The sequence below is a fragment of the Pseudomonas guariconensis genome, assembly GCF_040822035.1.
In the GTDB taxonomy this organism is placed as follows: domain Bacteria; phylum Pseudomonadota; class Gammaproteobacteria; order Pseudomonadales; family Pseudomonadaceae; genus Aquipseudomonas; species Aquipseudomonas guariconensis.
This window is the reverse complement of record NZ_CP162012.1, coordinates 648422-672693: the sequence shown is the minus strand read 5'-3', so window position 1 is coordinate 672693 and position 24272 is coordinate 648422. Positions and strand designations below refer to the sequence as shown.

Here is a 24272-nt window from a genome sequence, read left to right as displayed (position 1 = left end):
GCTCGAAGCTCCAAGAGCCCTCAGCGCCCTCTCACGATCATCTCTCCCTGCCCTTCCCCAACCGCCTGCAGGTTAGGCCGGTACATCGACTCCACCTGCGGTGGGGGAATGCGATAGGTCCCCGGCGTCACTGCCCGGGCCAGGTACAGCAGATGGCTGGTGCCGTAGCCATCGAGCTTGAGCGCGGCCACATAGCGGTCGTCGCGATACTCCTGGTGCACCAGGCTGGCATTCTGCATCGACTCGCGCCACTGCTTCACCGCGCTGCTGGCGTTGTCCAGGCTGGCGGCGCTCTGGGCCAGGTTCTGGTTCTCCAGCTCCAGGCCCGCCGGCAACAGGTCCACCACCAAGGCGTCCGGCACCGCGGTGGAGGCCTTGAGCGCCAGGTGCACCAGCACCAACTCGCCGCTGCGTAGGCTGCGCACATCCAGCGGCTGGCCGTTCATGCCCAGGTACTCACGGCGGATCTCCATACCGTTGCCCCCTGCAGGCGGGGCCTGGCGCGGGTAGCCGGAGAGGGTCAGCTGCTGGTAGAGGGTCTCGCTGCCCTGGTTCTGCACGGTCAGCGGCGACATCAGCAAGGGGCCTTCGAGCTTCATGCCCGATTCAGCGTTGTTGAACTCGCGGATCTCTCCGGCGCTGTCCAGGCGTGCCTGCCACTGGCCTTCCGGCTTGCCCAGCAGGCCACGACCGGCCAGGTACAAGGCGTTGCGCTCCTGGGTCGACAGCCAGCGGTTGGCCGCCAGCTCATCGGACAGCGCGAACAGGCGCTGGTCGACCTGGTTGGCGGCCAGGTTGTTCTCCTGCAGCAAGGCCAGGATCAGTGCCTGGTCTCGAAGGGTGCTGCCGTAATCGGCCATCCAGCCATCGCTGCGCTTCACGCCAAGGCCCGCCTGCAAGGCTTGCTGGGCACGCGGCTTGTCACCCATCTTGTCCAGCGCCACTGCCAGCTGCACCAGTGGCAAGCCGGAGCGCGCATCGCTGCGGCGCTCGAACAGGCCACGCAGGGCACCGAGCGGCGCCTGCTGGTTGCGCGCGAGCACCAGCGCGGCATAGGCCTGCACGGCAAAGCGGGTGTGGTCGGCGTTCTGGCTGTAGTCCACCTCGATCAGGTTGCGCTCCTGCACATAGCGCAGCAGGCGTTCATTGGCTTTCTTCAGGGCCTCGGCCGGTACACCGAAGCCTTGCTCGCGGGCGCGCAGCAGGAAGTCGGTGACGTAGGCGGTGAGCCAATATTCCTCTTCGCTGTCCGAGCTCCACAGGCCGAAGCTGCCGTTGTAGCGCTGCATGCCCAGCAGGTGCTCGATGCCCATCTCGATCTTGCGCTTGCGCACGTCGGCCGGCTCGCCCTTGATTCCCAGGCGCTTGAGGCTTTCGGCATCGGCGTAGAGCGAAGGGTACAGGCCGCTGGTGGTCTGCTCCAGGCAGCCGTAGGGGTAGGCCTCCAGGGCGCGAATCTGTTCGGCCAGGTTCAGCGGTGGGCGGCTGGACAGCGCCAGGCTGGCTTCCAGGCCCGCGGTCTCGAAGGCCGCGAGGTCGCCTTCAGGCAAGGTCCAGGGCTGGTCCTTGAGCGCCACGCGGTAGTGCTTGAGCATCGCCGGATAGGCGGGGCGCACGCCAAGCGTCCACTGGCGCTCGAAGGCTGGGGTCGGCTCGCCAGGCAACTGCAGGCCGTTGACCCGCACCTGCACTTTGCCTTGGCCCAGGCCACCCTGGGCCTGCACCGGGATCATCAAGGTCTTGCGCTGGCCCTCGGCCAGGCTGACGCTCTGCTGGCCTTCGCCGGCCAGAGCCAACTGGCCCTCGGCGCTCACCTGCACGTTCAGTTGCTGGGCGCGGCCGGACAGGTTGGCCAGGTCCAGCGCCAGGCTGGTGCGATCGCCACCGGCCAAAAAGCGCGGCGCCGAGAGTTCGGCGATCAGCGGTGCGGCGACGACCGTCTTGCCTTCGGCCATGCCGAAGTGCTCGTCGGTCCAGGCCTGGGCCATCAGGCGCAGCTCACCGTTGAAGTCCGGAATCTCGACAGTCGCCTCGCCCTCGCCTTGTTCATTGAGCGTTACCGGAAGGCTTTGCTGGGCAACGATGGTGACCGTGGTGTTGGGGCGTTTGCCGCCCTTGGCCATGGCCGCGTCGCCGCCGAATGCCAGGCTCGCCAGACGGCCCTGCCCGGCCTCGATCAGCTGGCCGTAGATATCCAATTGGTCGGCACCGTAGGCCTTGCGGCCGAACAGGCTGGCGAACGGGTCCGGGGTCTTGAAATCGGTGATGTTGAGGATGCCCACGTCCACCGCCGACAACAGCACATGCACCTGTTTCGGCACGCTGCCATCGGCGTTGGCGGCCTTGAATTTCACGGTCAGCGGTTGCTTGGGGCGCATCTTCTGCGGGGCCTGCAAGGTCAAAGCGAGCTTGCGTTCGGCACGGTCCAGCGGCAGATGCAGTACACCCACGGCGCGCTTTGGCGTGGCGTTGGCCTTGCGTTCGCCGGGGCGGATCACCAGGGCGCTGATGTACAGGTCGTGACGCGCCCACTTTTCATCCAGCTGCACGTCGAAGGTCTTGCCCTCGGCGGGCACGTCGATCTCCTGCCACCACAGCGGGCCATCGCTGGATTCGATCATCAGATAACCGCTGCCGGCAGCAGGTGGGGTGACCGTGACCTTGGCGGTGGCCCCGTCGGCATAGGACGGTTTGTCCAAGGCCAGCTTGACCTGGTCCGGACGCACCGCGCCACCTTCGGCGTTGTCCTGGGCCCGGTAGCCCGCCCAGAAGCGCACGCTGGAGACCAGCCCTGTCTGCGGGTCTTCTACCTCGACCCGGTACGGGCCCCACTCCACCTGGAAGTTCAGCTTGGCGGTGCCGCCAGCCTTCACGCTGACGGTCTCCTCGCTCTGGGTGAGGAATTTCTCGTTGTAGTTGTAGCTCCAGCCGTCGCTCTGGGAGTAGTTCCAGTAATAGTCGCGACGCTCGCGCACCAGACGCACCTTGAGGTCTTCGGCGGCAAGCTTGTGACCTTCGCGATCGGCCACCAGCACTTCGAATTCCACGGGACCGTCGCTGTCGGTTTCCTCGCCCTCGAACAGGCCACGCAGGCCCGGCAGGCGTTCGGCCGGCCAGATCGGCTGCTCCAGGCGGCGGGTGATCGGCCGTCCGCCAGACTCCTGGAGGCTGGCCTGGACAGTCAGTTGCAACGGCGAACGGGCCTCGGCCCAGCGGCTTTCGATATCCAGGGTGGCCTTGCCGGCGTTGTCGAGGGTCACCTCGTCCAGCTCCAGGTCTTGGTTGAGTTCGGTCTCGGTGACCGAACCGAACTGATAGCCCGGCAGCGCCGGCACGGCTTCGCGCAGAGGGCGTACATAGGCCTGGCCGCTCAGACGGTTGCCGGCGGCAGGCGCGCCGTAGAGGTAACGGCCATTGACCTGGATGCGCGCGGTTTCGTCAGGCGACAGCGGCGCGCTGCTGCCCTTGAGCTCCAGGGCCAGGCGCTCTGGGAGGAAATCCTCGACCAGGAATTCATAGACCTGCTTACGCCCGCCCCCCAGGTCGAGCAGCAGTTGCCAGCGTCCGGTCGGGGCTTCGGTGGCCAGTTGCAGTTGGTATTGGAACAAACCGTTGCTGTCGGCCTCCCAGACGAACTTGCGGCTGACCTGCTCATCCGGCCGACGCACCTCGACCGTCACCGGTTGCGCCTTGACCGGCTTGCCGTCCTGATCGCGCAGCAAGCCGTTGAGCAACACCGTCTCGCCCGGGCGATACAGGTCGCGCGGACCGAAAATGAAGAACTGCAGCGGATTGGCCTGAGGGCCTGTGATGTCGAACTCGGCCAGGTCCAGGGCGGCGGTGTTCAGGCGTAGCAGCGTGGTGTTTACACCCTGGGTGGCGATCAGCGTGTCGGCCTTGGCAGTGATCGGCAGTTGTGCGTGGCCCTCGCCGTCGGTTTCGGCCTGGGCCAGCAGCTTGCCCTTGTCATCGTGCAACTCGAGAGTGACGCCCTTGAGCGCCTTGCCGCCTTCCAGGGCCTGGGCGAATACGTCCAGGCGATCCCGGTAGCGATGGGCGGAGACGCCGATGTCGCTCAAAGTGAACAGGGTCGCCGGCTGGGAATAATCATAGGTGCCCGAGGCGCGCATCACCGCCAGGTACACGCCCGGCTCCTGCAGCGGCTTGATCCCGGCGATCGGCAGCAGCACAGTCTCGCGGGTGTTGCGCGCAGGGTTGAGGTCGAAGCGGCCGCTGTAGACCAGGTCGGCCATGTCCAGGGTTTCCTTGGACTGGTAGTAGTACAGGCTGCTGTTGCGACCCCAGTTGACCAGGAAGCTGGAGAGCATGTCCGGCTTGATGCGGAAAAATTCCACATCGACCTTGTCGACGTTCAGGGCGATCACCGGCAGGCCTTCGGCCAGGCGGGTGGGCAACAGCGAGCCGCGACTGGCGAAGCCCACGGTCGGCTGCATGTCGCGGGTTTCCAGACGGGTCACTGACTCCTGCTCCAGACGCTTGTCGTTGACCGCCAGCAGGCCCTTGTCGACCGTCAAGACCAGCTTTCGCTGCGGCTCCAGATGACGCAGGCGCAGTTCCATCTGGTTGTCCGAAAGCTCCCAGGCGCCGTCGATCTTGCCTTTGACGGTATCGACCAGATGGACCTTGGAGGCGAAGTCCTGATTGGCGTCCAAGGGAGCGGAGAAGCTGACCGAGAGGGTACTGGCACCATCGAGTTGGACTTCCGAGACGTCCAGCACGGTCAGCTCGCGGTCGGCGTAGCGCTTGGCCAGGACGGCCGGGTCTTCGCGCTTGGGCGCCGGGGTGGCGGCAGGCGCCGACGCAGCCGGCTTGTCGGCAGGAGCCGGAGCATCCTTCGACGAGGAATCACAAGCACTGAGCAGCGCCAGCGCGCAGGCCAGCAACAATCCTTTGTTGAGCATGGAAAGAGAACTCTTGGGCAGCGTGTCGATAAGGGCGCAACTATAGCGCAATGGTTGGCCACGTACCTGCCATGAGCGTGCAACTGAGACCCTGTTCGCGCACAGCCTTGGCCTGCCCGCTACAATGGCGCCACTCTCCAAGCGGCCCTTCAGCCCAAGGTTTCACATGTCCGCACTGTCCACCGACTGGCACGACCGCCGTACCCACCGCAAGGTCTGGGCGCTGGCCGCGCCGATGATCCTGTCCAACATCTCGGTACCACTGGTGGCCCTGGTCGACAGCACCGTGATCGGCCACCTGCCCCATGCCCATCAATTGGGCGCAGTGGCGGTGGGGTCGACCTTGTTCACCTTCATGGTCGGGCTGATGGGTTTCCTGCGCATGGGCTCTACCGGGTTCGCCGCCCAGGCTGCAGGACGCTCCGATGGAGCCGCTTTACGCCAGGTACTGGTGCAAGGATTACTGCTGGCCCTGGCCTTCGCACTGCTGATCGGCCTGCTGGCGATTCCTTTCAGCCAATTGGCGTTGCAGGCGATGCAACCGAGCGCGGCGCTGCACCAGTCCACCGAGGATTTCTTCCATACCCGTCTGCTAGGCCTGCCGGCGGCGCTGGCCAGCTACGCCCTGGTCGGCTGGTTCCTGGGCACGCAGAACGCCCGGGCGCCAATGGCGATCCTGCTGACCACCAACGTGCTGAACATCGTCCTTAACCTGTGGTTCGTTCTTGGCCTCGACTGGGGCGTGCTGGGCTCGGCGCGGGCCTCGGTCATGGCCGAATGGAGCGCCGCGCTGCTCGGGCTTGCCCTGACGCGTCCAGCCCTGCGCGCCTACCCTGGGCACATTGCCTGGGCCGCACTCAAGCGCTGGCAGTCCTGGCGGCCGCTGCTGTCGGTCAACCGCGACATCTTCCTGCGCAGCCTGGCGCTGCAGTTGGTGTTCCTGCTGGTAACCGTTCAGGGGGCGCGACTGGGCGAAGCCACTGTGGCGGCCAACGCCCTGCTGCTCAATGGCCTGATGCTCACCGCCTATGCCTTGGACGGCCTGGCCCATGCAGTCGAAGCCCTGTGCGGCCACGCCATCGGTGCCCGAGACCACCAGACCCTACGCCGCTCGCTGGTGGTGGCCTGCGGCTGGTCGCTGATCGTCAGCCTGGGTTTTGCCGCGCTGTTCTTGGTCGCAGGGCATCTGTTCATCGACCTGCAGACCGATATCGACAGCGTGCGCGTAGCGGCCTACCCGTTCCTACCCTACCTGGCGGTATTGCCGTTGATCGCCGTATGGAGCTACCTGCTCGACGGCCTGTTCATCGGCGCCACACGCGCACGGGAGATGCGCAATGCGATGCTGCTCAGCGTGGCGCTGAGCTTGCCCTTGGCGCTGGCGATGAGCGGGCTGGGCAACCATGGTCTGTGGTTGGCCTTTCTCGTATTCATGGGGCTACGGGCGATAACGCTGGGATGGGTGGGTTGGCAGCTGCGGCAACAAGGCCTATGGGTTCCATGAGGGACGGCGATGCGTCTGCATCACGACCTGGCATTGAGGCAATCAAAGGAATGCCCCAGAAACACCCTACCCAATAACCAGAACAAGTCTTCGTAGCTTGAGGCCATATCCTGCATCTGAAACAACCAAAGCCTCTTAACGTCGCCCGCTCCCTCTTTTATCGACAGGACTTACTCATGCTTTCCCGTCAGGTCAGACGCTTGGTCGGCTCATGGCTGTTCGCTACTGCTGTCACTTTCCCAGCCCAGGCGGCCATGGCCGGCGGCGACCCAATCCAAGAAGCAGCCCTGCAGATAGAGCGCACGCTCAAGGCGACAGTCGGATACTCGATTCATGACACCGGCACGGGTCGCTCCTGGCAGTATCGGGCCGACGAACGCTTTCCGATGGCAAGCACCGTGAAGCTTCTTTTGTGTTCGACGCTGCTCAATGAAGGGCAAGCGCTGATGACCCGATCGGTGCCTATTCACTCGCAAGACATCCTGGCCTACGCGCCGGTGACCAAAGACCTGGTCGGCACGCATGTACCTGCGGCAAAACTGTGCGCCATCACCCTCAAAACCAGCGACAACACCGCCGCCAATGCCGTATTCGAGGTCCTGGGAGGGCCCAAGGTAGTGACCGCTTTTGTCCGAGGACTGGGCGACCAGACCACCCGATCGGATCGAAACGAACCGAGTTTGAATGAGGTCATGCCTGGGGATGAGCGTGACACCACGACACCACGGGCCATGGCAAACACGGTAAAGGCATTGTTACTGGGAACGACCCTGGACACACCGTCCAGGGCACAACTGACCGAATGGCTGAGCAACAACGAGGTGGGTGGCCCGCTTTTGCGGGCGGCAATCCCCAACGACTGGCGAATCGCCGACAGGACCGGCAGCGGAAGTTTCGGGGCGCGAGGCATTGCGGCGGTCCTATGGCCGCCGCGGGGCGAGGCGATCGTCGCGACCATCTACCTCAAGGACACCGAAGCTTCCCTGGATGAACGCAACGCGGCGATCGCCGCCATCGGCAGGGCCATGGTCAAGGCCGTTTCACCCTAGCCCGCGCCTCGATCGCTCCAGACGCTAGCGCATCGTGCCATCAGGAAGACAGGTACGACGACCGGGTCAGCCCCAGACGCAGCGCATCCAGGAACTGGGTACGCTCACGCGCCGTGATGCGGGCGCTGGCGACCTTGTCGCGGTAGTGCGTCATCAACTCCTCCGGCGAGAGGTGCACATAACGCAGCATGTCCTCGATGGTGTCGTGGGTCTCGATGCCGGCGTGGTACACGCTGCCATCGGCGTTCTGGTAGATGTTCACCGAGTCGGTGTCGCCGAACAGGTTGTGCATATCACCCAGGATTTCCTGATAGGCACCGACCAGGAACACACCCAGCAGGTAGTCCTCGCCTTCCTTGACCGCGTGCACTGGCATGCTGGTCTCGATGCTCTGTTCGTCGACGTACTGGTTGATCTTGCCGTCGGAGTCGCAGGTCAGGTCCTGCAACACGGCGCGGCGCATCGGTTCCTCGTCCAAGCGGTGCAGCGGGATGATCGGCAGCACCTGGCCGATGGCCCAGGTGTCCGGCAGGCTCTGGAACACCGAGAAGTTGCAGATGTACTTGTCGGCCAGCTTGTCGTTGAGCTCGTCCAGCACCTGGCGGTGCGAGCGTTGACGGGCCTTGAGCGAGTTGTGCAGGCGGCGGCACACGGCAAAGTAGCACTGCTCGGCCAGGGCTTTCTCGGCGAGGCTGATCTTGCCGTCAGCATATTGCGCGGCCACATCGCCCATGTAGTGGGTGGCGCGCCAGTAGGTCTCGGTGACCATCTCGATGTCGGTCGGGCCCAGCAGGTCGACCAGCCACTGCACGGTTTCAGGCAGCGATTCCTTGTTCTCGATGGTCGGCACTTCGTCGTTGTGCTTCTCGACGTCGGTCACCTGGATCACCAGCATGGCGTGGTGCGCGGTCAGCGAGCGGCCGCTCTCGGAGAAGATGTGCGGATGCGGCAGGCCTTGAGCGTCGCAGAACTCCTTGAGCATGCCCACCACCACGCCGGCATAGTCGTCCATGTCGTAGTTGATGGAGCTGGCGTTGCGCGAGTGTGTGCCGTCGTAGTCCACGCCCAGGCCGCCACCGACGTCGATGTGATCGACCGGCAGGCCCAGGGCGCGCAATTCGCCGTAGTAACGAATGGCCTCCTTGAAACCGTGCTGGTAGTCGGCCAGGTTGGCGATCTGCGAGCCCATGTGGAAGTGCAGCAGGCGAATGCCCTGGTCGAGGCCTGCATCGCGGAAGCGCTGCACCACCGAGATCAGCTGTGCGGCGGACAAGCCGAACTTGGACTTCTCGCCCCCGGTGTCGGCCCACTTGCTCGAAGCCAGCGACGACAGGCGCACACGAAGGCCGACCTGCGGCTTGACCTTGAGATCGGCGGCTTCCTCGATCACCAGGGCGACCTCGGACTCCTTCTCGATAACGATGAACACGTTGTGGCCAAGCTTCTGGCCCATCAGCGCCAGGCGGATGAACTCACGGTCCTTGTAGCCATTGCAGACGATGGTCCCACCCTTGGGCGCCAACGCCAGGACCGCCAGCAGCTCGGGCTTGGACCCGGCTTCAAGGCCTATGGAAACGTTCTGGGTGGCGATGATGTTCTCCACCACCGCTTCCTGCTGGTTGACCTTGATCGGATACAGGGCCGTGTACTTGCTCTGGTATTCCAGGCGCGCGATGTTGGCATCGAAGGCGCCGGTCAGCTGGCGCACGCGGTCCTGCAGGATGTCGGGGAAACGCACCAGAAGCGGCAGCGACAGGCCGCTCTGGCGCAACTCGTCGACCTGCTCGTACAGGTCGATCGGGGCACTGTCCGGACCGTTGGGGCGCACTTCGACGCGCCCGGCCTCATTGATGGCGAAATAACCAGCGCCCCAATGGCGGATCCCATAAACACTGCGGCTGTCGGCCACGGTCCACTGGCTGCCATCATCTTTGCGTGTGCGTCGTACGGACATTCAAGTCCCCTGTAGATAAGTCGAAGACACTGCACCACGAGGGCGCGGATGCAGTGTAAAAACCGAAAATGACGATTCGTCCGTGCCAGGGGATAGACCCTTGCCACGGGAACGAGTTTAGAAAGCAATGGGCGAAAAATCGCGCGAGCCGGGATCAGCCGCCGGATTTCTTCGCCTTGAAGCCCTGCTTGGTCAACTCACCGAGCAGCAGCTCGACATGGTCGCCCTGGATCTCGATGACCCCGTCCTTCAGCGCGCCTCCGGTGCCACAACGGCGCTTGAGGTTGCTGGCCAGCTCCTTGAGCTGGTCGAGGGGCAGCGGGACGCCACTGATGGTGGTCACGGTCTTGCCGCCACGGCCTTTGCTTTCGCGGCGCACGCGGGCGATACCATCACCTTCGGGGATGACCTGTTGCTTGCAGATGCAGGCGTCCACCGGCTTGCCACAGTCCGGGCAATGCCGACCGGCATCGGTGGAGTAAACGAGACCGCCAAGGGCGGCGAAGGAAGAAGCTTTCTTGGCCACTTTTGTTCCTCTTTGCTGAGGACAAAAACTGGTCGGTGCCTGGGGCCAGGACCGACCGCGAAGCCCCACTCTGGCAGGGGCAGCGCTACTGCCGCAAAATCCTGCGACAGCCCGAAAAGGGCGCGCAGTGTAACGATAAATCTGCCGGTTGCTAAGTACCGGAATGCGCCATTTTTCGAATGTTTTGCGACCCTTCGCGAACAAACCCATTCCCACAGCGCTCAAGCGCTATATGAGCCCTGTGAGTGCGGGTTCACCTGCGTAAGAGCCGGCCCCTGCCAACACAGCTATTTCAGACTGGCGGCGTAACGATCCAGCGCCGCCAGCGAGTCCGGACAGAACGACAAACGTCCACGATCGGCTTCTATCTGGGCAAGACTCATGAACCGCGCTTCACTGACTTCTTCGGGCTGCAGCTTCAACGGTGCATCGGAAACCGCCGAGAACACCGCGCACCATAGGCGGTTGTCCGGTTGATCGAAGTAGAACCGCTCGTGAAAGCGCAACTCGACGCCCGAGATACCCAGCTCTTCCTCCAGTTCACGCGCCGCCGACATCTCGTAACTTTCGCCGGCTGCCACCATGCCACCAGCTGCCACGTCCCAATAGCCGGGATACAAGGCCTTGCTCAACGTGCGCCGGTGCACGCACAGCTCACCGGCGCTGTTGAACAACAAGATGAAGGTGCAGCGCCCGATCAGGCCGCGCTCACGCAGCTCGGCCCGGGGTAGCGCGCCGAGCAGTCGGTCGGCCTCGTCGACCCAGGCGACCGATTCACGATCGGAGGCCGCGCGATGCGCAGCCTCCTGTGGGCTGATGGTCATCCTCAGCCCTGCGACAGCAGTTGACGCAGATCGATGACAGCGGCGTTGGCCCGGGAAATATAGTTGGCCATTACCAGCGAATGGTTGGCCCACATGCCAAAGCCACTGCCGTTGAGCACCATCGGGCTCCACAGCGCCTCCTGGGAGGCCTCCAGCTCACGGATGATCTGGCGCACGCTGACCGTGGCGTTCTTCTTGGCCAGTACATCGGCGAAGTCGACCTCGATGGCGCGCAGCAGGTGCGACAGCGCCCAAGCCTGACCCCGGGCTTCGTAGAACACGTTGTCGATCTGCAGCCATGGGGTTTCCACCAGTTCCTCGTCGACCTGCGGCGCCTGGCCTGGAACGACCGACTCGGTCTTCAGGGTGCTGTTGAGCTTGACCCGACCGACACTGGCCGACAGGCGCTGGGACAACGAGCCCAGGCGGGTGGCCACATCACCTAGCCAGTTGTTCAGGTTGTCCGCGCGGGTATAGAAGATGGCGCCCTGGTCGCCGGCAGCCAGACGGCGCTGGTAGCGGCTGAGCGACTTGATGCCCTCCTCGAACTCCGATTCGCTCGACGGCAGGATCCAGCTCTTGTTGTCGAAGTTAAAGCGCGGCTCGGCCTTGGCCAGGTCCGCATCTTCGGTCGATTGCGACTGGGAGCGGGCGAAGTCCTTGCGCAGGGCGCGGGACAGGTCACGCACCTGGACCAACACGCCGTATTCCCAGCTCGGCATGTTGTCCATCCACAGCCCTGGCGGGAAACGGTCGTTGGAGATGTAGCCGCCCGGCTTGTTCAGCAGGGTGCCGGCGACGGTCTTGAGGGTCTCGATGGTGGTATAGCCCACCACCATTTGCTGGCCGGTGCGCTCGGCGGCAGCCTGGGCGTTCTGCTGAACGGGGAACAGCTCCGGCTCCTGGCTCCAGTACCAACCGAGGCCGATGCACACCAACAGATACAGGCCGATCAGGGTGCCCAAGGCTCGGCTCCACAGCCCCCCCAGATAGCTACGTGCAGCGGCGCCACGGGCGTCGACGCGCTCACGGGGCTCGGCTTTGGCCTCGCGGTTTTTCCAATCCAGCATGGCGTTGTCCTTATCAGTCCGACAGTTCAGGGGCTTGGACCACCAGCCCCAGCCAGGGTGCCACGGCAAGCCCGCGTGGCAGCACTATAAAGCAGACACTGCCTTACGCATAAGCGACCAATCGGTCGGTAACTGAATATTCGTACCTGGGCAGACTTTGTTGACATGGCGCACTGGCCAGTCCAGAAATGAGTGCTAGCATGGAGCCATCATTGCACCTGCATAACCACACACCAACAAGCAGTCAGGACATGACCCAGCCAGCCGACCCGAGCCACGAGCGCCTCAAGCAGCACTTCGCCCAGCGGGTCATCCACCAGGCCCGACAGATCCTGGAGATCTGGCAGCGCCTGCAACGGGGCGAGTGGTCGGCTGCGGAGCTGGGCGAGCTGTGCGAGGCCAACCTGCGCCTGCAACGCTATGCCGAGCGCTTCGAACAACCCGAGCATAGCGTGCTCTCGACGGCGATCGGCCAGACGTTGCGGGCCATCGAGGCCAACAGCGCGCGGCTGAACTCGGAGCTGATCAGCGAGCTCAACCGCCTGATGCAGCGCCTCTCACGTACCGGCCTGCGCAAAGGCGACCAGCTCGACAATGTGCCCCTGCCACCCGTACGCAAGCCCGTCTACATCCTGCTTCAGGACCACGACCGAGCCGAGCGCCTGGCCCAGCAGCTCGAATTCTTCGGCCTGGGCGTGCAGGCGCTGTACAGTGCCGAGGCCTTCTGCGCCTCGATGCGTGAACGTTTGCCTTCGGCCATCGTGATGGATGTGGACTTCACTGGCCCAGGCCAAGGCCTGAAACTCGCGGCCCTGGCCCAGCAAGGGCTGGATCAGCACATCCCGCTGCTGTTCTTCAGCCACCACGAGACCGACACCCCCACCCGTCTGGCCGCCGTACGCGCCGGAGGCCAGGAGTTCCTGACCGGCACGCTGGAGGCCTCGAGCCTGCTGGAGAAAGTCGAGCTCTACACCAGCGCCACCCAGTACGACCCCTTCCGTGTGCTGATCATCGACGACTCCCGCGCCCAGGCCATGTATACCGAACGCCTGCTCAACGGCGCGGGCATGATCACCCGCACCCTCACCGAGCCGATCCGCACCATGGCCGAGCTGGCGGATTTCCAGCCCGACTTGATCATCCTCGACCTCTATATGCCCGACTGCACCGGCCCCGAGCTTGCCAAGGTCATCCGCCATAACGATCGCTACGTCAGTGTGCCGATCATCTACCTGTCGGCCGAGGATGATCTGGACAAGCAACTGGACGCCATGAGCGAGGGCGGTGACGACTTCCTGACCAAGCCGATCCGCTCACGCCACCTGATCACCACCGTGCGCAATCGCGCGGCCCGCGCCCGTCACCTCAAGGCCCGCATGGTGCGCGACAGCCTCACGGGGCTGTACAACCACACCCATATCCTGCAGTTGCTGGAAGATTGCAGCTTCCGCGCACGCCGCGAAGCGCAGCCGCTGAGCTTCGCCATGCTCGACATCGACCATTTCAAGAAAATCAACGATCGCCATGGCCACCCGATGGGCGACCGGGTGATCAAGAGCCTGGCGCTGTTTCTCAAGCAGCGGCTGCGCAAGACCGACTTCATCGGGCGCTACGGCGGCGAGGAGTTCGCCATCGTCATGCCTAACACCGCGCTGGACGCAGCCCACAAGGTACTGGACGAGATTCGCCGACGTTTCGCCGAAATCCTCTACCCGGCCCAGCCCCACGATCTCACGTGCACGTTCAGCGCCGGCGTGGTGCAACTGGACGACAACCTCGATGCCCTGACCATGGCCAGCGCCGCGGACGAGGCGCTGTACCGCGCCAAGCATGCCGGGCGCAACTGCGTGGTGCGTGCCACCTGCTTCTCCGACCGGCTTGGCCAATAAAGGCAAATAGCCACTTTTTTGTAAGGTCACGCCTTTCTCGTCATCACCTCGTCACAAAATCGCAATAACTTCAGGCACCTACCTCTCCACTCCCCGCCGGAAGTTCGCAGCTATGCGCCTGAAGTGGCTGACCAATTTCAATACTTTGCTGCTAGTGACCGTCTGTATCGCCCTGGGCGCGACCCTGTGGTGGTCGCAACGCGCCCTGGAGCGCCCCTATCAATTGATGGAGCGCTACCTGGATTTGTCCCAACAGTTCCAGCGTGATGCAGCGCGCAATATCCAGGCCTATTTGGGCAGTGGCGACGCCCTGCGCCATGCCGCCGCCATGGAGGCGACCAAGCAGTTGCAGGCCTCCCTGGCCGACTGGCCACAGGCGCTTTCGGACAAGCTGCGCCCCAGCCTGGACCACCTGCAGACCTTTACCGCCAACGAGTTGCTCGCCGCCGGCAAGCTCGCCGGCGACCCGCAGGCCTTGCTGCTTCAGGCCGAACGTGAGCTGGGGGCCAATTTTGAGCAATTGGCAGCTTACGCCCGTGACAGCGCCAGCCCAGACGCGGGCCGGTACCTGACGCCCGTGCTGGACGCCTCGGTGCACCTGGGGCGCCTGTCCCTGGCTCGGGACAAGCTGGTCAGCAGTGGCCGTGCGGAGCTGGCCGACGAAGTCGAACGTGAACTGCAACTGATCCGCGCCCAAGCCCAGGCCATCGACAGCCTGCCACTGCTGGGCGTGACCCGCGCTGCCGAGTCCAACGCCGACGATTTCGCCGCCCTGATGGGGCTGCAGACACAGGCCAGCGAGCAACGCGAAGATGTGGCGGTGGGCCTCAAGCGCGAGCTGCAAAGCCTGCTGGCCCGCTACCCGGCCGAACTGCAACGCACCCGCGAACAGATCGAGCGCCGTACCGCCCTGGCCGCCAGCACAGGCGAGCGACTGGAAGCAGTGCAACAGGCCATCGCAGCCCTGGAGCCTGAGGTACGGGGCCTGCACGCCAAGATCGCCGGCGAAGTGCGTATCATCCAGGGGCTGATGATTGGCCTGATCCTGCTCATCGCCCTGCTCATCGACACCCTTCAGCGCCGCTTGGCGCGGACCTTGACCGGCCTTGCCCCTGCCCTGTCGCGCTGGGCCGAGGGCGACTTCGCCCAGGCCATCACCTTGGGGCGCACCAACCGTGAGCTGCACGATATCCAGGCGTCGCTCAATCGCCTGCGCCAATACCTGGTGGACCTGGTCGGCACCCTGCGTCACAACGCCGAACAGGTTGCCGGCAGCAGTCATGCCTTGGCGGGAATGAGCACTGCCCTGCACGACGGCGCCGAGCGCCAGGCCGGTGACACCGCACAGATCCGCGATGCCTTGGGCGAACTGGAGGCGACCATCCAGCAGGTCGCGGGCGATGCCAGCGCCGCCGCCGAAGCCAGCCGTGATGCCGGGCGCGCCGTGGAACAGGGCCAGGCGGTGATCGGCCAGAGCCTGTCCGGCCTGCGTGCATTGGTCGATGAAGTGCAAGGCAACGCGCAGACGATCGAGCAATTGGCCGAGGAGTCGGCCACCATCGGCGGTGTGTTGACAGTGATTCGTGCGATCGCCGAACAGACCAACCTTCTGGCACTCAATGCCGCCATCGAGGCTGCACGGGCGGGCGAGATGGGCCGTGGCTTCGCTGTGGTCGCCGACGAGGTGCGCTCGCTGGCCCAGCGCACCACGGGGGCTACGGGTGAAATCCAGGGTTTGATCGACCGCCTGCAACAAGCCGCCCGGGAATCGGTGAACGGCATGCGCACCCAGCTCGAACACGCCGAGGCCACCGCCAGCCAGGCCCAGGCTGCCGATGGCGCACTCGATGAAATCGTCGGTGCCATCCGCACGATCGCCGACACGGCGGTACGCATCGCCGAGGTAACCGCCCAGCAGACAGGGGCGGTGAGCGAGATTCGCGACCACAGCGAGCGGATTCACGCACTGGGCGAGGACAACCTGCAACGCATAGGCGAAGGGCGTGAGCAAGGTGAGCAGTTGCTCCAGCTTGGCAGCGAGCTGAACACGGCGGTGCGGGCGTTTCGGCTCTGAGCGTCTCGGCACCTGAGCGGTTGCGTCGGCACTGACAACATGAAATCCAGCGGCCATGTGTCGCGCTGCCGGCCAACCAGGCCCCAATCGTGGGCAAGTCCGCTATGATGCGCCCACGTTTCACCTAGCGAGACCGCCATGCGCCGCCTGTTTTTCCTGCTGTTCCTGCTGCTGGCCAGCCCTGCCTTCGCCGCGGGCCTGCTCGACAACCGCCCCAGCGCCACCCTCGGCGCCGCCTCTCTGAGCAACAGCGCCGACTTCTTGCCTGTCCACGAAGCCTTCAAGCTCAGCCTGGTCCAGGCCGACGCCCAGACCGTCAAGCTACGCTTCGTCGCCACCGACGGCTATTACCTTTACCGCCACCGCTTCCAGTTCCGTACGGAGCCCGCCGACATCGCCCTGGGCCAGGCCGATATTCCCAAGGGCGAAGCCAAGCACGACGAGTTCTTTGGCGATGTCGAGGTCTACCACGGCGTGGTCGACATCCAGTTGCCACGCACCGATCCACGTGCCTTCACCTTGCTGGTGGGCTACCAAGGCTGCGCCGACAAAGGCCTGTGCTATCCGCCGGAAACCGAACGGCTGAGCATCGATGGCACCGGCGGGAAACCCGAGGCCGGCGCAGGTGGCGCCGAGCAAGGCTGGGGCTGGCAGTCACTGCTGCTGTTCTTCCTCGCCGGCATAGGCCTGACCTTCACCCCCTGTGTGCTACCGATGCTGCCGATCCTGTCCGGTGTGGTGCTGCGCGGGCAAGTGGGTGGCTGGCGTGGGCTGAGCCTGTCGCTGGCCTATGTGCTGCCGATGGCCGTGTCCTTTGCCGTGCTTGGGGCGCTGATGGGCATGTTCGGCGCCAGCCTGAACCTGCAGGCACGCCTGCAGTCGGCGTGGGTGCTGGTGCCATTCGCGCTGTTCTTCGTGCTGTTTGCCCTGGCCATGTTCGGCTTGTTCGAAATCAAGCTCCCGCAGGCGCTGAGCAACCGCCTGGACAGCATGGCCAACCGCACCAAAGGCGGCTCGTTGCTGGGTGCGGCAGTGCTTGGCGTGCTGTCCAGCCTACTGGTCTCCCCCTGCGTGTCGGCGCCGCTGGCCGGAGCCCTGCTGTACATCAGCGCGAGCGGCGATGCATTGGGCGGGGCGCTGAAACTCTTCGCCCTGGGCCTGGGAATGGGCGCGCCGCTATTGCTGGTGGCCACCGGAGGAGCAGCGTGGCTGCCCAAGAGCGGCCCGTGGCTGAACACCGTCAAGAATGCCATCGGGGTTCTCCTGCTGGGCCTGGCCATCGGCCTGCTCAGCCGCGTGCTGCCGGGGCCTGCGACGTTGCTGTTGGTCGGTCTGCTCGCCGCGGGCGTGGCGCTGTTCCTCGGCGCCCTGGAGTTGGTGGTCAAGACCCCGCGTCAACGCCTGGCCCAATTGCTCGGCCTGGCCCTGCTGGTCTACGCCTTGGCCTGCTGGTATGGCGCCCTGAGCGGTCAAGGCGACCCCTTGCGCCCCTTGCCGCCCCCGGCAGCAGCCAGCCTCGACGCCAGCCGGGCCAGCAAGACCGACGCCTGGCAGACCATCACCACGCCCGCCGCACTGGATGCAGCGCTCGCCGACGCCAAGGCCGCCGGCAAACCGGTACTGCTGGACTGGTACGCCGACTGGTGCATCAGTTGCAAAGTGATCGAACACGAAGTACTGAGCGCACCACAGGTCCAATCACAATTGGGCGCGTTCAAGTTGTTGCGTTTCGACATCACCGAAAGCAACGCAGAGCAACGCACCCTGCTCGACCGCTACCAGCTGTTCGGCCCACCTGCGCTACTGTTTTTTGCAGCGAACGGCAGCGAACTTTCCGTTGATCGGGTCATTGGCGAGATAAACGCCGGCGAATTTGCGGCGATTCTGACGCGCGTGCGCGGCAAACTGGGTCTATAACTTCTCCGGACCGGGCAACTTCACTAAAGGAGTGACCAGACTTAATGATCTGGTCACATACTTTGCGCGAACCTCGGACAACGTGTTGGCTATTGCAGGGAACTGGACACCCGACGCCCTCTTGCGGCATAGTCGCCGCGCTCATGTCGTATTGCCCTACAAAACCCAAGGAATCGCAGATGGCAACCCTACTGGTGCTGCACGGCCCCAACCTGAACCTGCTCGGTACCCGCGAACCAGGCCACTACGGTGCCGTGACCCTGGCCCAGATCAACCAGGACCTGGAGCAGCGCGCCCGCGCCGCTGGCCACCACCTGCAGTACCTGCAGAGCAATGCCGAGTACGAATTGATCGACCGTATTCATGCCGCCCGCAACGAAGGCGTGGACTTCATCCTGATCAATCCGGCTGCTTTCACCCACACCAGCGTCGCATTACGTGACGCATTGCTGGCTGTGAGCATCCCATTCATCGAAGTGCACCTCTCCAACGTGCACAAGCGTGAACCGTTCCGTCATCACTCCTACTTTTCAGATGTCGCCGTAGGGGTGATCTGCGGTCTGGGCGCCACCGGTTATCGGTTGGCCCTGGAATCCGCGCTGGAATACCTGGCTGCCAACGCACAGCCCTGATGACACAAGGCTTTGGCCCTTCGGGGCCAGGGCTGTAGAGAAACGTTTTAGACACGTTTTTAAAATTAAGTCCCCGACCGAACCTTGGGAGTTGATGATTAATGGATATCCGTAAAGTCAAGAAGCTGATCGAACTGCTGGAAGAGTCTGGCATCGACGAACTGGAGATCAAGGAAGGCGAAGAGTCCGTTCGCATCAGCCGTCACAGCAAGACCCCGGCCGGCGCCCAGTACTTCGCCGCCCCGGCTCCGGCCGCTGCCCCTGTCGCCGCTGCCGCGCCAGTCGCTGCCGCTGCCCCGGCCGCCGAAGCCGCCGCTGCCGCTCCAGCCCTCAAAGGCACCGTGATTCGCTCGCCAATGGTCGGTACCTTCTACCGCAAGCCTTCGCCGACCTCGGCCAACTTCGCTGAAGTCGGTCAGACCGTGAAGAAAGGCGACACCCTGTGCATCGTCGAAGCCATGAAGATGATGAACCACATCGAAGCCGAGATCGGCGGTGTCATCGACGCCATCCTGGTGGAAGACGGTCAGCCGGTTGAGTTCGACCAGCCGCTGTTCACCATCGTTTGAACCGCGGAGAGCCAACGATGTCTGGGAAGCTCGAAAAAGTCCTGATCGCCAACCGCGGGGAAATCGCCCTGCGGATCCTGCGTGCCTGCAAAGAGCTGGGTATCAAGACCGTCGCTGTTCACTCCACGGCCGACCGCGAACTGATGCACCTGGGCCTGGCAGACGAGTCGGTCTGCATCGGTCCTGCATCGTCCAAGGATTCCTACCTGCACATCCCGGCGATCATCGCCGCTGCCGAAGTGACAGGCGCCACCGCCATCCACCCGGGTTACGGCTTCCTGGCGGAAAACGCCGACTTCGCCGAGCAGGTGGAGAAGTCCGGTTTCGCCTTCATCGGCCCTAAAGCCGACACCATTCGCCTGATGGGCGACAAGGTTTCGGCCAAGGACGCGATGATCAAGTCCGGCGTACCGACCGTGCCAGGCTCTGACGGCCCGCTGCCGGAAGACGAAGAGGTCGCCCTGGCGATCGCCCGCGACGTCGGCTACCCGGTGATCATCAAGGCCGCCGGTGGCGGTGGTGGTCGCGGCATGCGCGTGGTGCACAAGGAAGAGGACCTGATCGCCTCGGCCAAGCTGACCCGTACCGAAGCCGGTGCCGCCTTCGGCAACCCGATGGTCTATCTGGAGAAGTTCCTGACCAACCCACGCCACGTGGAAGTCCAGGTCCTGTCCGACGGCCAGGGCAACGCCATCCACCTGGGCGATCGCGACTGCTCGCTGCAGCGCCGTCACCAGAAGGTCCTGGAAGAAGCGCCAGCGCCAGGCATCGACGAGAAGGCCCGTCAGGAAGTCTTCAAGCGTTGCGTCGACGCGTGCATCGAGATCGGCTACCGCGGTGCTGGTACCTTCGAGTTCCTGTACGAGAACGGCCGTTTCTACTTCATCGAGATGAACACCCGCGTCCAGGTCGAGCACCCGGTCTCGGAAATGGTCACCGGCATCGACATCGTCAAGGAGATGCTCAGCATCGCCGCTGGCAACAAACTGTCGATCCGCCAGGAAGACGTGGTCATCCGTGGTCACGCGCTGGAGTGCCGTATCAACGCCGAGGATCCGAAGAAGTTCATTCCGAGCCCAGGCAAGGTCAAGCACTTCCACGCCCCGGGCGGCAACGGCGTTCGCGTCGATTCGCACCTGTACAGCGGTTACTCGGTTCCGCCGAACTACGACTCGCTGATCGGCAAACTGATCACCTACGGCAAGGACCGCGACGAGGCCATGGCTCGCATGCGCAATGCCCTGGACGAGATCGTCGTCGACGGCATCAAGACCAACATTCCACTGCACCGCGACCTGGTGCGTGATGAAGGTTTCTGCAAAGGCGGCGTCAACATCCACTACCTCGAGCACAAACTGGCCAACCAGGAGTGATCGCGTTAGCGTGATGCAAGAAACCCCGGCCCAGTGCCGGGGTTTTTATTGGGTGGTCAGGACACCAGATGAATCGCGATGGCGTTGTTCTCGTACTCGCTGGTCCTGTAGAGACGACCCGCGCCATCGCTGACCTGGCCGCTGCGCAACTGGTACAACGGTTCGGCCCTGACTCGCGCTAGCACTCGGCCAGCCCTGCCGCTGATACCCGCGGCACCCGCGCGTGCTCCACGCAGAATCGGATCGTACAAGCCTGCTACCAAGTCGCCGGAGGTGGTATAGACCTGGGTCACACCGGTGCCCAAGTCCAATGTCATGCCATAGGTCTTGCCAAAGCATGAAGAGTACGACCAATGGTCCCACTGCGCGGATATCCCCTGGCGCCTGAGCACTGACCGGATCGGTTCGCCGATGCTCGTCCCTCCCAACCAATCCCCACCCGCCATCACGGCACGCACCTCCCCTGCTCCGGCACTCTGGATGCGAGACAGAACGTCCCGGATCGCGCGTTCGATGAGCCCGCGGATGTTATGGTCGAAGTGGATGACAGCGCCCCATTTGGTTGCCGGGTTGTACAGCGAAACGGCCACGCAGCTCTGCACATTGAGCGTGAACAGGTAGTTGTCCGCGCTGCTGGCCGACAGCCGCCCGACCACCGCTTCGCCCTGCAGCGCTCCGCGAAGCGGATCAGGGCTCGTACCCTGGGCGACTTGCCGCACGTCGGTGATCCGCCCTAAGTCATGCACGGTGTTGCCGCCGCGCAGGCCTGTGCTATTGGCCACCCAGCGACCATCTGCACTGCGGACGATGGCCTCCCGGTGAAGACTGTCGGGCCGGTTGGCCTTGATCACGCGCAGCGTGCCATGTTCCACGTCCCTCTCGACCTGGAAGTACCGCCCCTGGTGGCGGACGAAGTGCCGGACCCCAGGCGCCTCGCTTGATGCGCCGATGCGGTAGGTGCCTTGCCAGATGCCCACCTCGGTGACTTCCTGAAGGTTCGCCGGCTCACCCTTGACCGCCCACCGCTTGTCCAAACGCATCGAAGGAGCGCGCCTGCAGCTGGCAGAGGACACTTGCTTGATCGCCAGCATGTGCCGTGTTTCGTCCAGCAACGACCTGACCGCTCTGAGCGAAAACCCTGGCAGCACGATCATCAGCCCCAACAAACCCCAAGAGGCGAGCAACCACTGTTGCAGGGCATGCGCGGTGTCCTTGCGCGTGTGGGCGATAATCGCCGAGCGCAGCGGCGCCGCGACAAAATAGGCGCCCAGCAACGCTGCGAACGGCGGCGAGACGAGAGAAAGCGGCACCAGCGCGTACAACAGCCCCTTGGCGACTTGCGTGCGAATCACCTCGAAGTGGCTGCTCGTCACCTCATCGACATCCGCCAGCGCATGTTCGATATAGGCCTCGTATTCAGCAGCGATGGTGATGACGTGCTGAAGGCCGCGCAGTGAATCTCGGGAGGCACTGCCCGAAGCCAGGGCAATCAGGCGTTGTTCGACCTTGCGCCTGCCCGCCAGAGGCGCCCGCGCAAGCAGGTAATCGTTTGCCACCCCTGACATCTCATGCCCCAGTGTGCTGTATCGGCTGAACAAACGACCGTTCGGCTCCGCCGGCGCATACAGCCAGTCCTGGGCTTTCCCCTCCTGGATGTGGCGGAACACATAGCACCCCAGGATGACGTACCCCTCGATGGTCAGCCGAAAGATCCCATCGTGATTGGCCACTTGTTCGGAAGACCCGCTTGCCTTCTCTTTTTTTAGCGTGCGTCCCAGTTCAGTGACCAGACGCGTCAGCGCCTCGTAGGTCTCAAGATCGATCTCTGCGCGACCATGCGCAACTCGCAAGTCACGATCCATGCCGCTCAGCAGGGCACTGCCGAACAGCTGCTGGTAGTTCGCATACTCCACCGAACCGGCCAGCAGGAAGCGCTCACGCACATGAGCAATGTACTTTTCTCCCACATAGGCACCACGCGCGTATCGGGCAAGGTCGGCGCTTCGCAGCGCAGATAGGTCCTGACCGACAAGCGAGCGCACGCCTCGCTTCGGGTGGTCGATACCCGAATTGTCGTCATAGCCATAGCAGACCACGTCGAGCAGATTGACAGAACGTGTCGTCCCATCGGCCAATGTCGTGCTCAAGTCGAAGACGATCGATTCCGGTGCCACCGGATCGGTGATGCCCTGCTTTACCAGATACGGCTTGATGGCTTCGCCCACCGTACGTCGGGCAAAGTCCTGAAAACTCTCATAGTCTTTCAGCACCTCGATGAATGCCTGCTCAGCGCCACGGGCCTCGTTGCAAAGCAGGTTGATCACCCGACGCTCTTCAATGCCCAGCACGCTGTACCAACGAGGCGACTCGCTGGCCTGCACTTCGTGCTCGCGTATCGTCATGCGCGCCCGAACGCCTTCTTCGATACAAGCCTGATAACCCCGGCTCGCGCTGCGAAGATCGCGGGTCAGATCCCATGCAGCGGGCAGTGACTGGATGTTTTTGATTTCCAAGACAGCCCTGTCGCGCTGCTCCCCGGGCAATTGCGACAGCAGGTAGTCTTGGCCAGCCGCCTCTTTCATCCAGCCGCCAATCTCGGCGCTGAGCATGCGAAGGGAGCTGAGCTCGATCCACTCCTGTCCGTCCGGCTTTGCTGGCGCATACAAGAACAGGCTGTCCAAGACGCCTTCTTGGCTACGAAAGAACACCAACAGGTCACTGCAAACCATGCCGTCGAACAGCTCGATGGCACTGACCTCCCACTGAGCCTGATTGCCCTGCCGCAGGGATGACAACCGGGCATGATGAGCGTCCTGCAGATGCCCTGCATACACGGCGCGTTGCGCGCTGTACTTCAGGCCGAAATCATAGGCATCGAACAGCGCCTGCTTGACCTCGGCTGCTTCGTGGCGCTTGGTCAGCGCTGGCAGGTAGGTTGCCTTGGCATCGACGCTGGCCGCCAACTCGCGAATCTGCGCTGCGCTCGGTGGCGGGCACAAAAGCGAGGTGTTGGTGATATCACTGAGCTCATATAGCTGGTCGATATTCAGCGCCCCTTCCGCCACCAGCTCCGTCAAGCTCAGCGATTTCCCGTCCTGCAGTGAGGCGCCTCGCCTTCGCCGCTTGAATGTAATCCGGTCAGCGAGCAGCGGTGCGTCAAAATGCTCGTCCAGATAGTCTTGCGCACAGCGACTGGCGTGGCGCTGCAGCGAACGCACATCGCCCAGTGCGCGACCCGCTTGGTCCTGCGCATCCTGCCAGTCTTCCCAAGCCTTCTCCAGACAAGCGCGCTGGCTTTCATCCAGCAATTTGTACCAATGTGGAGAGTGGGATTTGGTCACGCCATCGACCGCTTCACGCTCGGCTTCGGTGGCCAAGCTTGATAACGCCAACTGCTCATGCCACTGGTGTTCGTGCTCACCGAGCTGCGCACGCAGCCTCTCCACCGACATGTCGAGAAGCGCTGCCGACTCCAGCGTGGCCTTGATGCTCTGGCAATGCGCTTCCACTCGCTCGGCAACACGGACGAGATACGCTTGCCGCTGCACAAGCCCCTGGGGCGCCACCTGCCAGTAACGGGTCAGGTAATCCTGGTAATTATCCAGAAGCCGGGTGCTTGCGCTTTCCACGAGCTGGACCATGACATCCCGGCGCGTCTCGGGTATTTCCTGAACGACACGCCCATCCGGACGATAAGGCGCGTGCAACTGCGCATCGAATACCAGCGGCCTCTGATCGATCCGATGTTGCAGCGCCGCATCGAGCAGGTCGTGCGGCAAACGCGGATCGATAGCGTCGCTGTAATGGGTTTTCAACTCCACCAGAAGATTGTTCTCGGCGACCTCGAAGAAGGTTGACTGATCGTTCAGCCGTCGCTGGAAATGCTCGGCCCAGACAATGAGGCGCTCAAGGATAGGCGAGCTGGTCGTGGAGACAGGTGGCGAAACGGATGCACTCATGACGATCAAT

Annotated in this window: 14 protein-coding genes; 8 read left to right on the top strand and 6 right to left on the bottom strand. The window is 63.6% G+C overall.

What is annotated here, in order from left to right; all coding sequences use genetic code 11:
* Window positions 1-20: 20 nt before the first annotated feature.
* Window positions 21-4922 (bottom strand): alpha-2-macroglobulin, encoded by a 4902-nt coding sequence (locus AB1N67_RS03010; protein WP_090343115.1) that lies wholly within the window; start codon window positions 4920-4922, stop codon window positions 21-23.
* Window positions 4923-5088: 166 nt separating this feature from the next.
* Between AB1N67_RS03010 and AB1N67_RS03005 the strand changes: the two genes are divergently transcribed.
* Entirely contained in the window at window positions 5089-6426 is a 1338-nt protein-coding gene (locus AB1N67_RS03005; RefSeq protein WP_043207892.1) for an MATE family efflux transporter, read from the top strand.
* Window positions 6427-6602: 176 nt separating this feature from the next.
* Complete coding sequence (bla, locus tag AB1N67_RS03000) at window positions 6603-7475, top strand: class A beta-lactamase (RefSeq protein WP_367863518.1); 873 nt, start codon at window positions 6603-6605, stop codon at window positions 7473-7475.
* Window positions 7476-7515: 40 nt separating this feature from the next.
* Here the strand turns inward: bla and speA are convergent, their stop codons facing one another.
* From speA to AB1N67_RS02980, 4 genes are all read right to left on the bottom strand, one after another.
* Complete coding sequence (gene speA, locus AB1N67_RS02995) at window positions 7516-9429, bottom strand: arginine decarboxylase (RefSeq protein ID WP_043207896.1); 1914 nt, start codon at window positions 9427-9429, stop codon at window positions 7516-7518.
* A 154-nt stretch (window positions 9430-9583) separates the two neighbouring features.
* Window positions 9584-9955: a translation initiation factor Sui1 gene (locus AB1N67_RS02990; RefSeq protein WP_043207898.1), complete on the bottom strand. Its 372-nt coding sequence runs from the start codon at window positions 9953-9955 to the stop codon at window positions 9584-9586.
* A gap of 287 nt (window positions 9956-10242) precedes the next feature.
* Complete coding sequence (locus tag AB1N67_RS02985) at window positions 10243-10779, bottom strand: NUDIX hydrolase (RefSeq protein WP_043207901.1); 537 nt, start codon at window positions 10777-10779, stop codon at window positions 10243-10245.
* A 2-nt stretch (window positions 10780-10781) separates the two neighbouring features.
* On the bottom strand, window positions 10782-11849 hold the full coding sequence (locus tag AB1N67_RS02980) for a DUF2333 family protein (protein WP_070572707.1): 1068 nt from the start codon (window positions 11847-11849) through the stop codon (window positions 10782-10784).
* A gap of 251 nt (window positions 11850-12100) precedes the next feature.
* On the opposite strand from AB1N67_RS02980, the gene AB1N67_RS02975 reads away from it, so the two are divergent.
* From AB1N67_RS02975 to accC, 6 genes are all read left to right on the top strand, one after another.
* On the top strand, window positions 12101-13738 hold the full coding sequence (locus AB1N67_RS02975; RefSeq protein WP_090343121.1) for a diguanylate cyclase: 1638 nt from the start codon (window positions 12101-12103) through the stop codon (window positions 13736-13738).
* Between the two features lie 112 nt (window positions 13739-13850).
* Complete coding sequence (locus AB1N67_RS02970) at window positions 13851-15812, top strand: methyl-accepting chemotaxis protein (RefSeq protein ID WP_043207904.1); 1962 nt, start codon at window positions 13851-13853, stop codon at window positions 15810-15812.
* Between the two features lie 138 nt (window positions 15813-15950).
* Window positions 15951-17729: a protein-disulfide reductase DsbD gene (locus tag AB1N67_RS02965; RefSeq protein WP_324722826.1), complete on the top strand. Its 1779-nt coding sequence runs from the start codon at window positions 15951-15953 to the stop codon at window positions 17727-17729.
* Window positions 17730-17908: 179 nt separating this feature from the next.
* Window positions 17909-18361: a type II 3-dehydroquinate dehydratase gene (aroQ, locus tag AB1N67_RS02960; protein ID WP_070090423.1), complete on the top strand. Its 453-nt coding sequence runs from the start codon at window positions 17909-17911 to the stop codon at window positions 18359-18361.
* 101 nt (window positions 18362-18462) lie between these two features.
* The gene (gene accB, locus AB1N67_RS02955) at window positions 18463-18930 is read left to right on the top strand and encodes an acetyl-CoA carboxylase biotin carboxyl carrier protein (protein WP_043207908.1); all 468 of its coding nucleotides are present in this window, start codon (window positions 18463-18465) and stop codon (window positions 18928-18930) included.
* Window positions 18931-18947: 17 nt separating this feature from the next.
* Window positions 18948-20303, top strand: coding sequence for an acetyl-CoA carboxylase biotin carboxylase subunit (gene accC / locus AB1N67_RS02950; protein WP_043207909.1), 1356 nt, complete (start codon window positions 18948-18950; stop codon window positions 20301-20303).
* A gap of 56 nt (window positions 20304-20359) precedes the next feature.
* Here the strand turns inward: accC and AB1N67_RS02945 are convergent, their stop codons facing one another.
* Entirely contained in the window at window positions 20360-24262 is a 3903-nt protein-coding gene (locus tag AB1N67_RS02945; RefSeq protein WP_367863517.1) for a type III effector 1, read from the bottom strand.
* Window positions 24263-24272 lie beyond the last annotated feature (10 nt).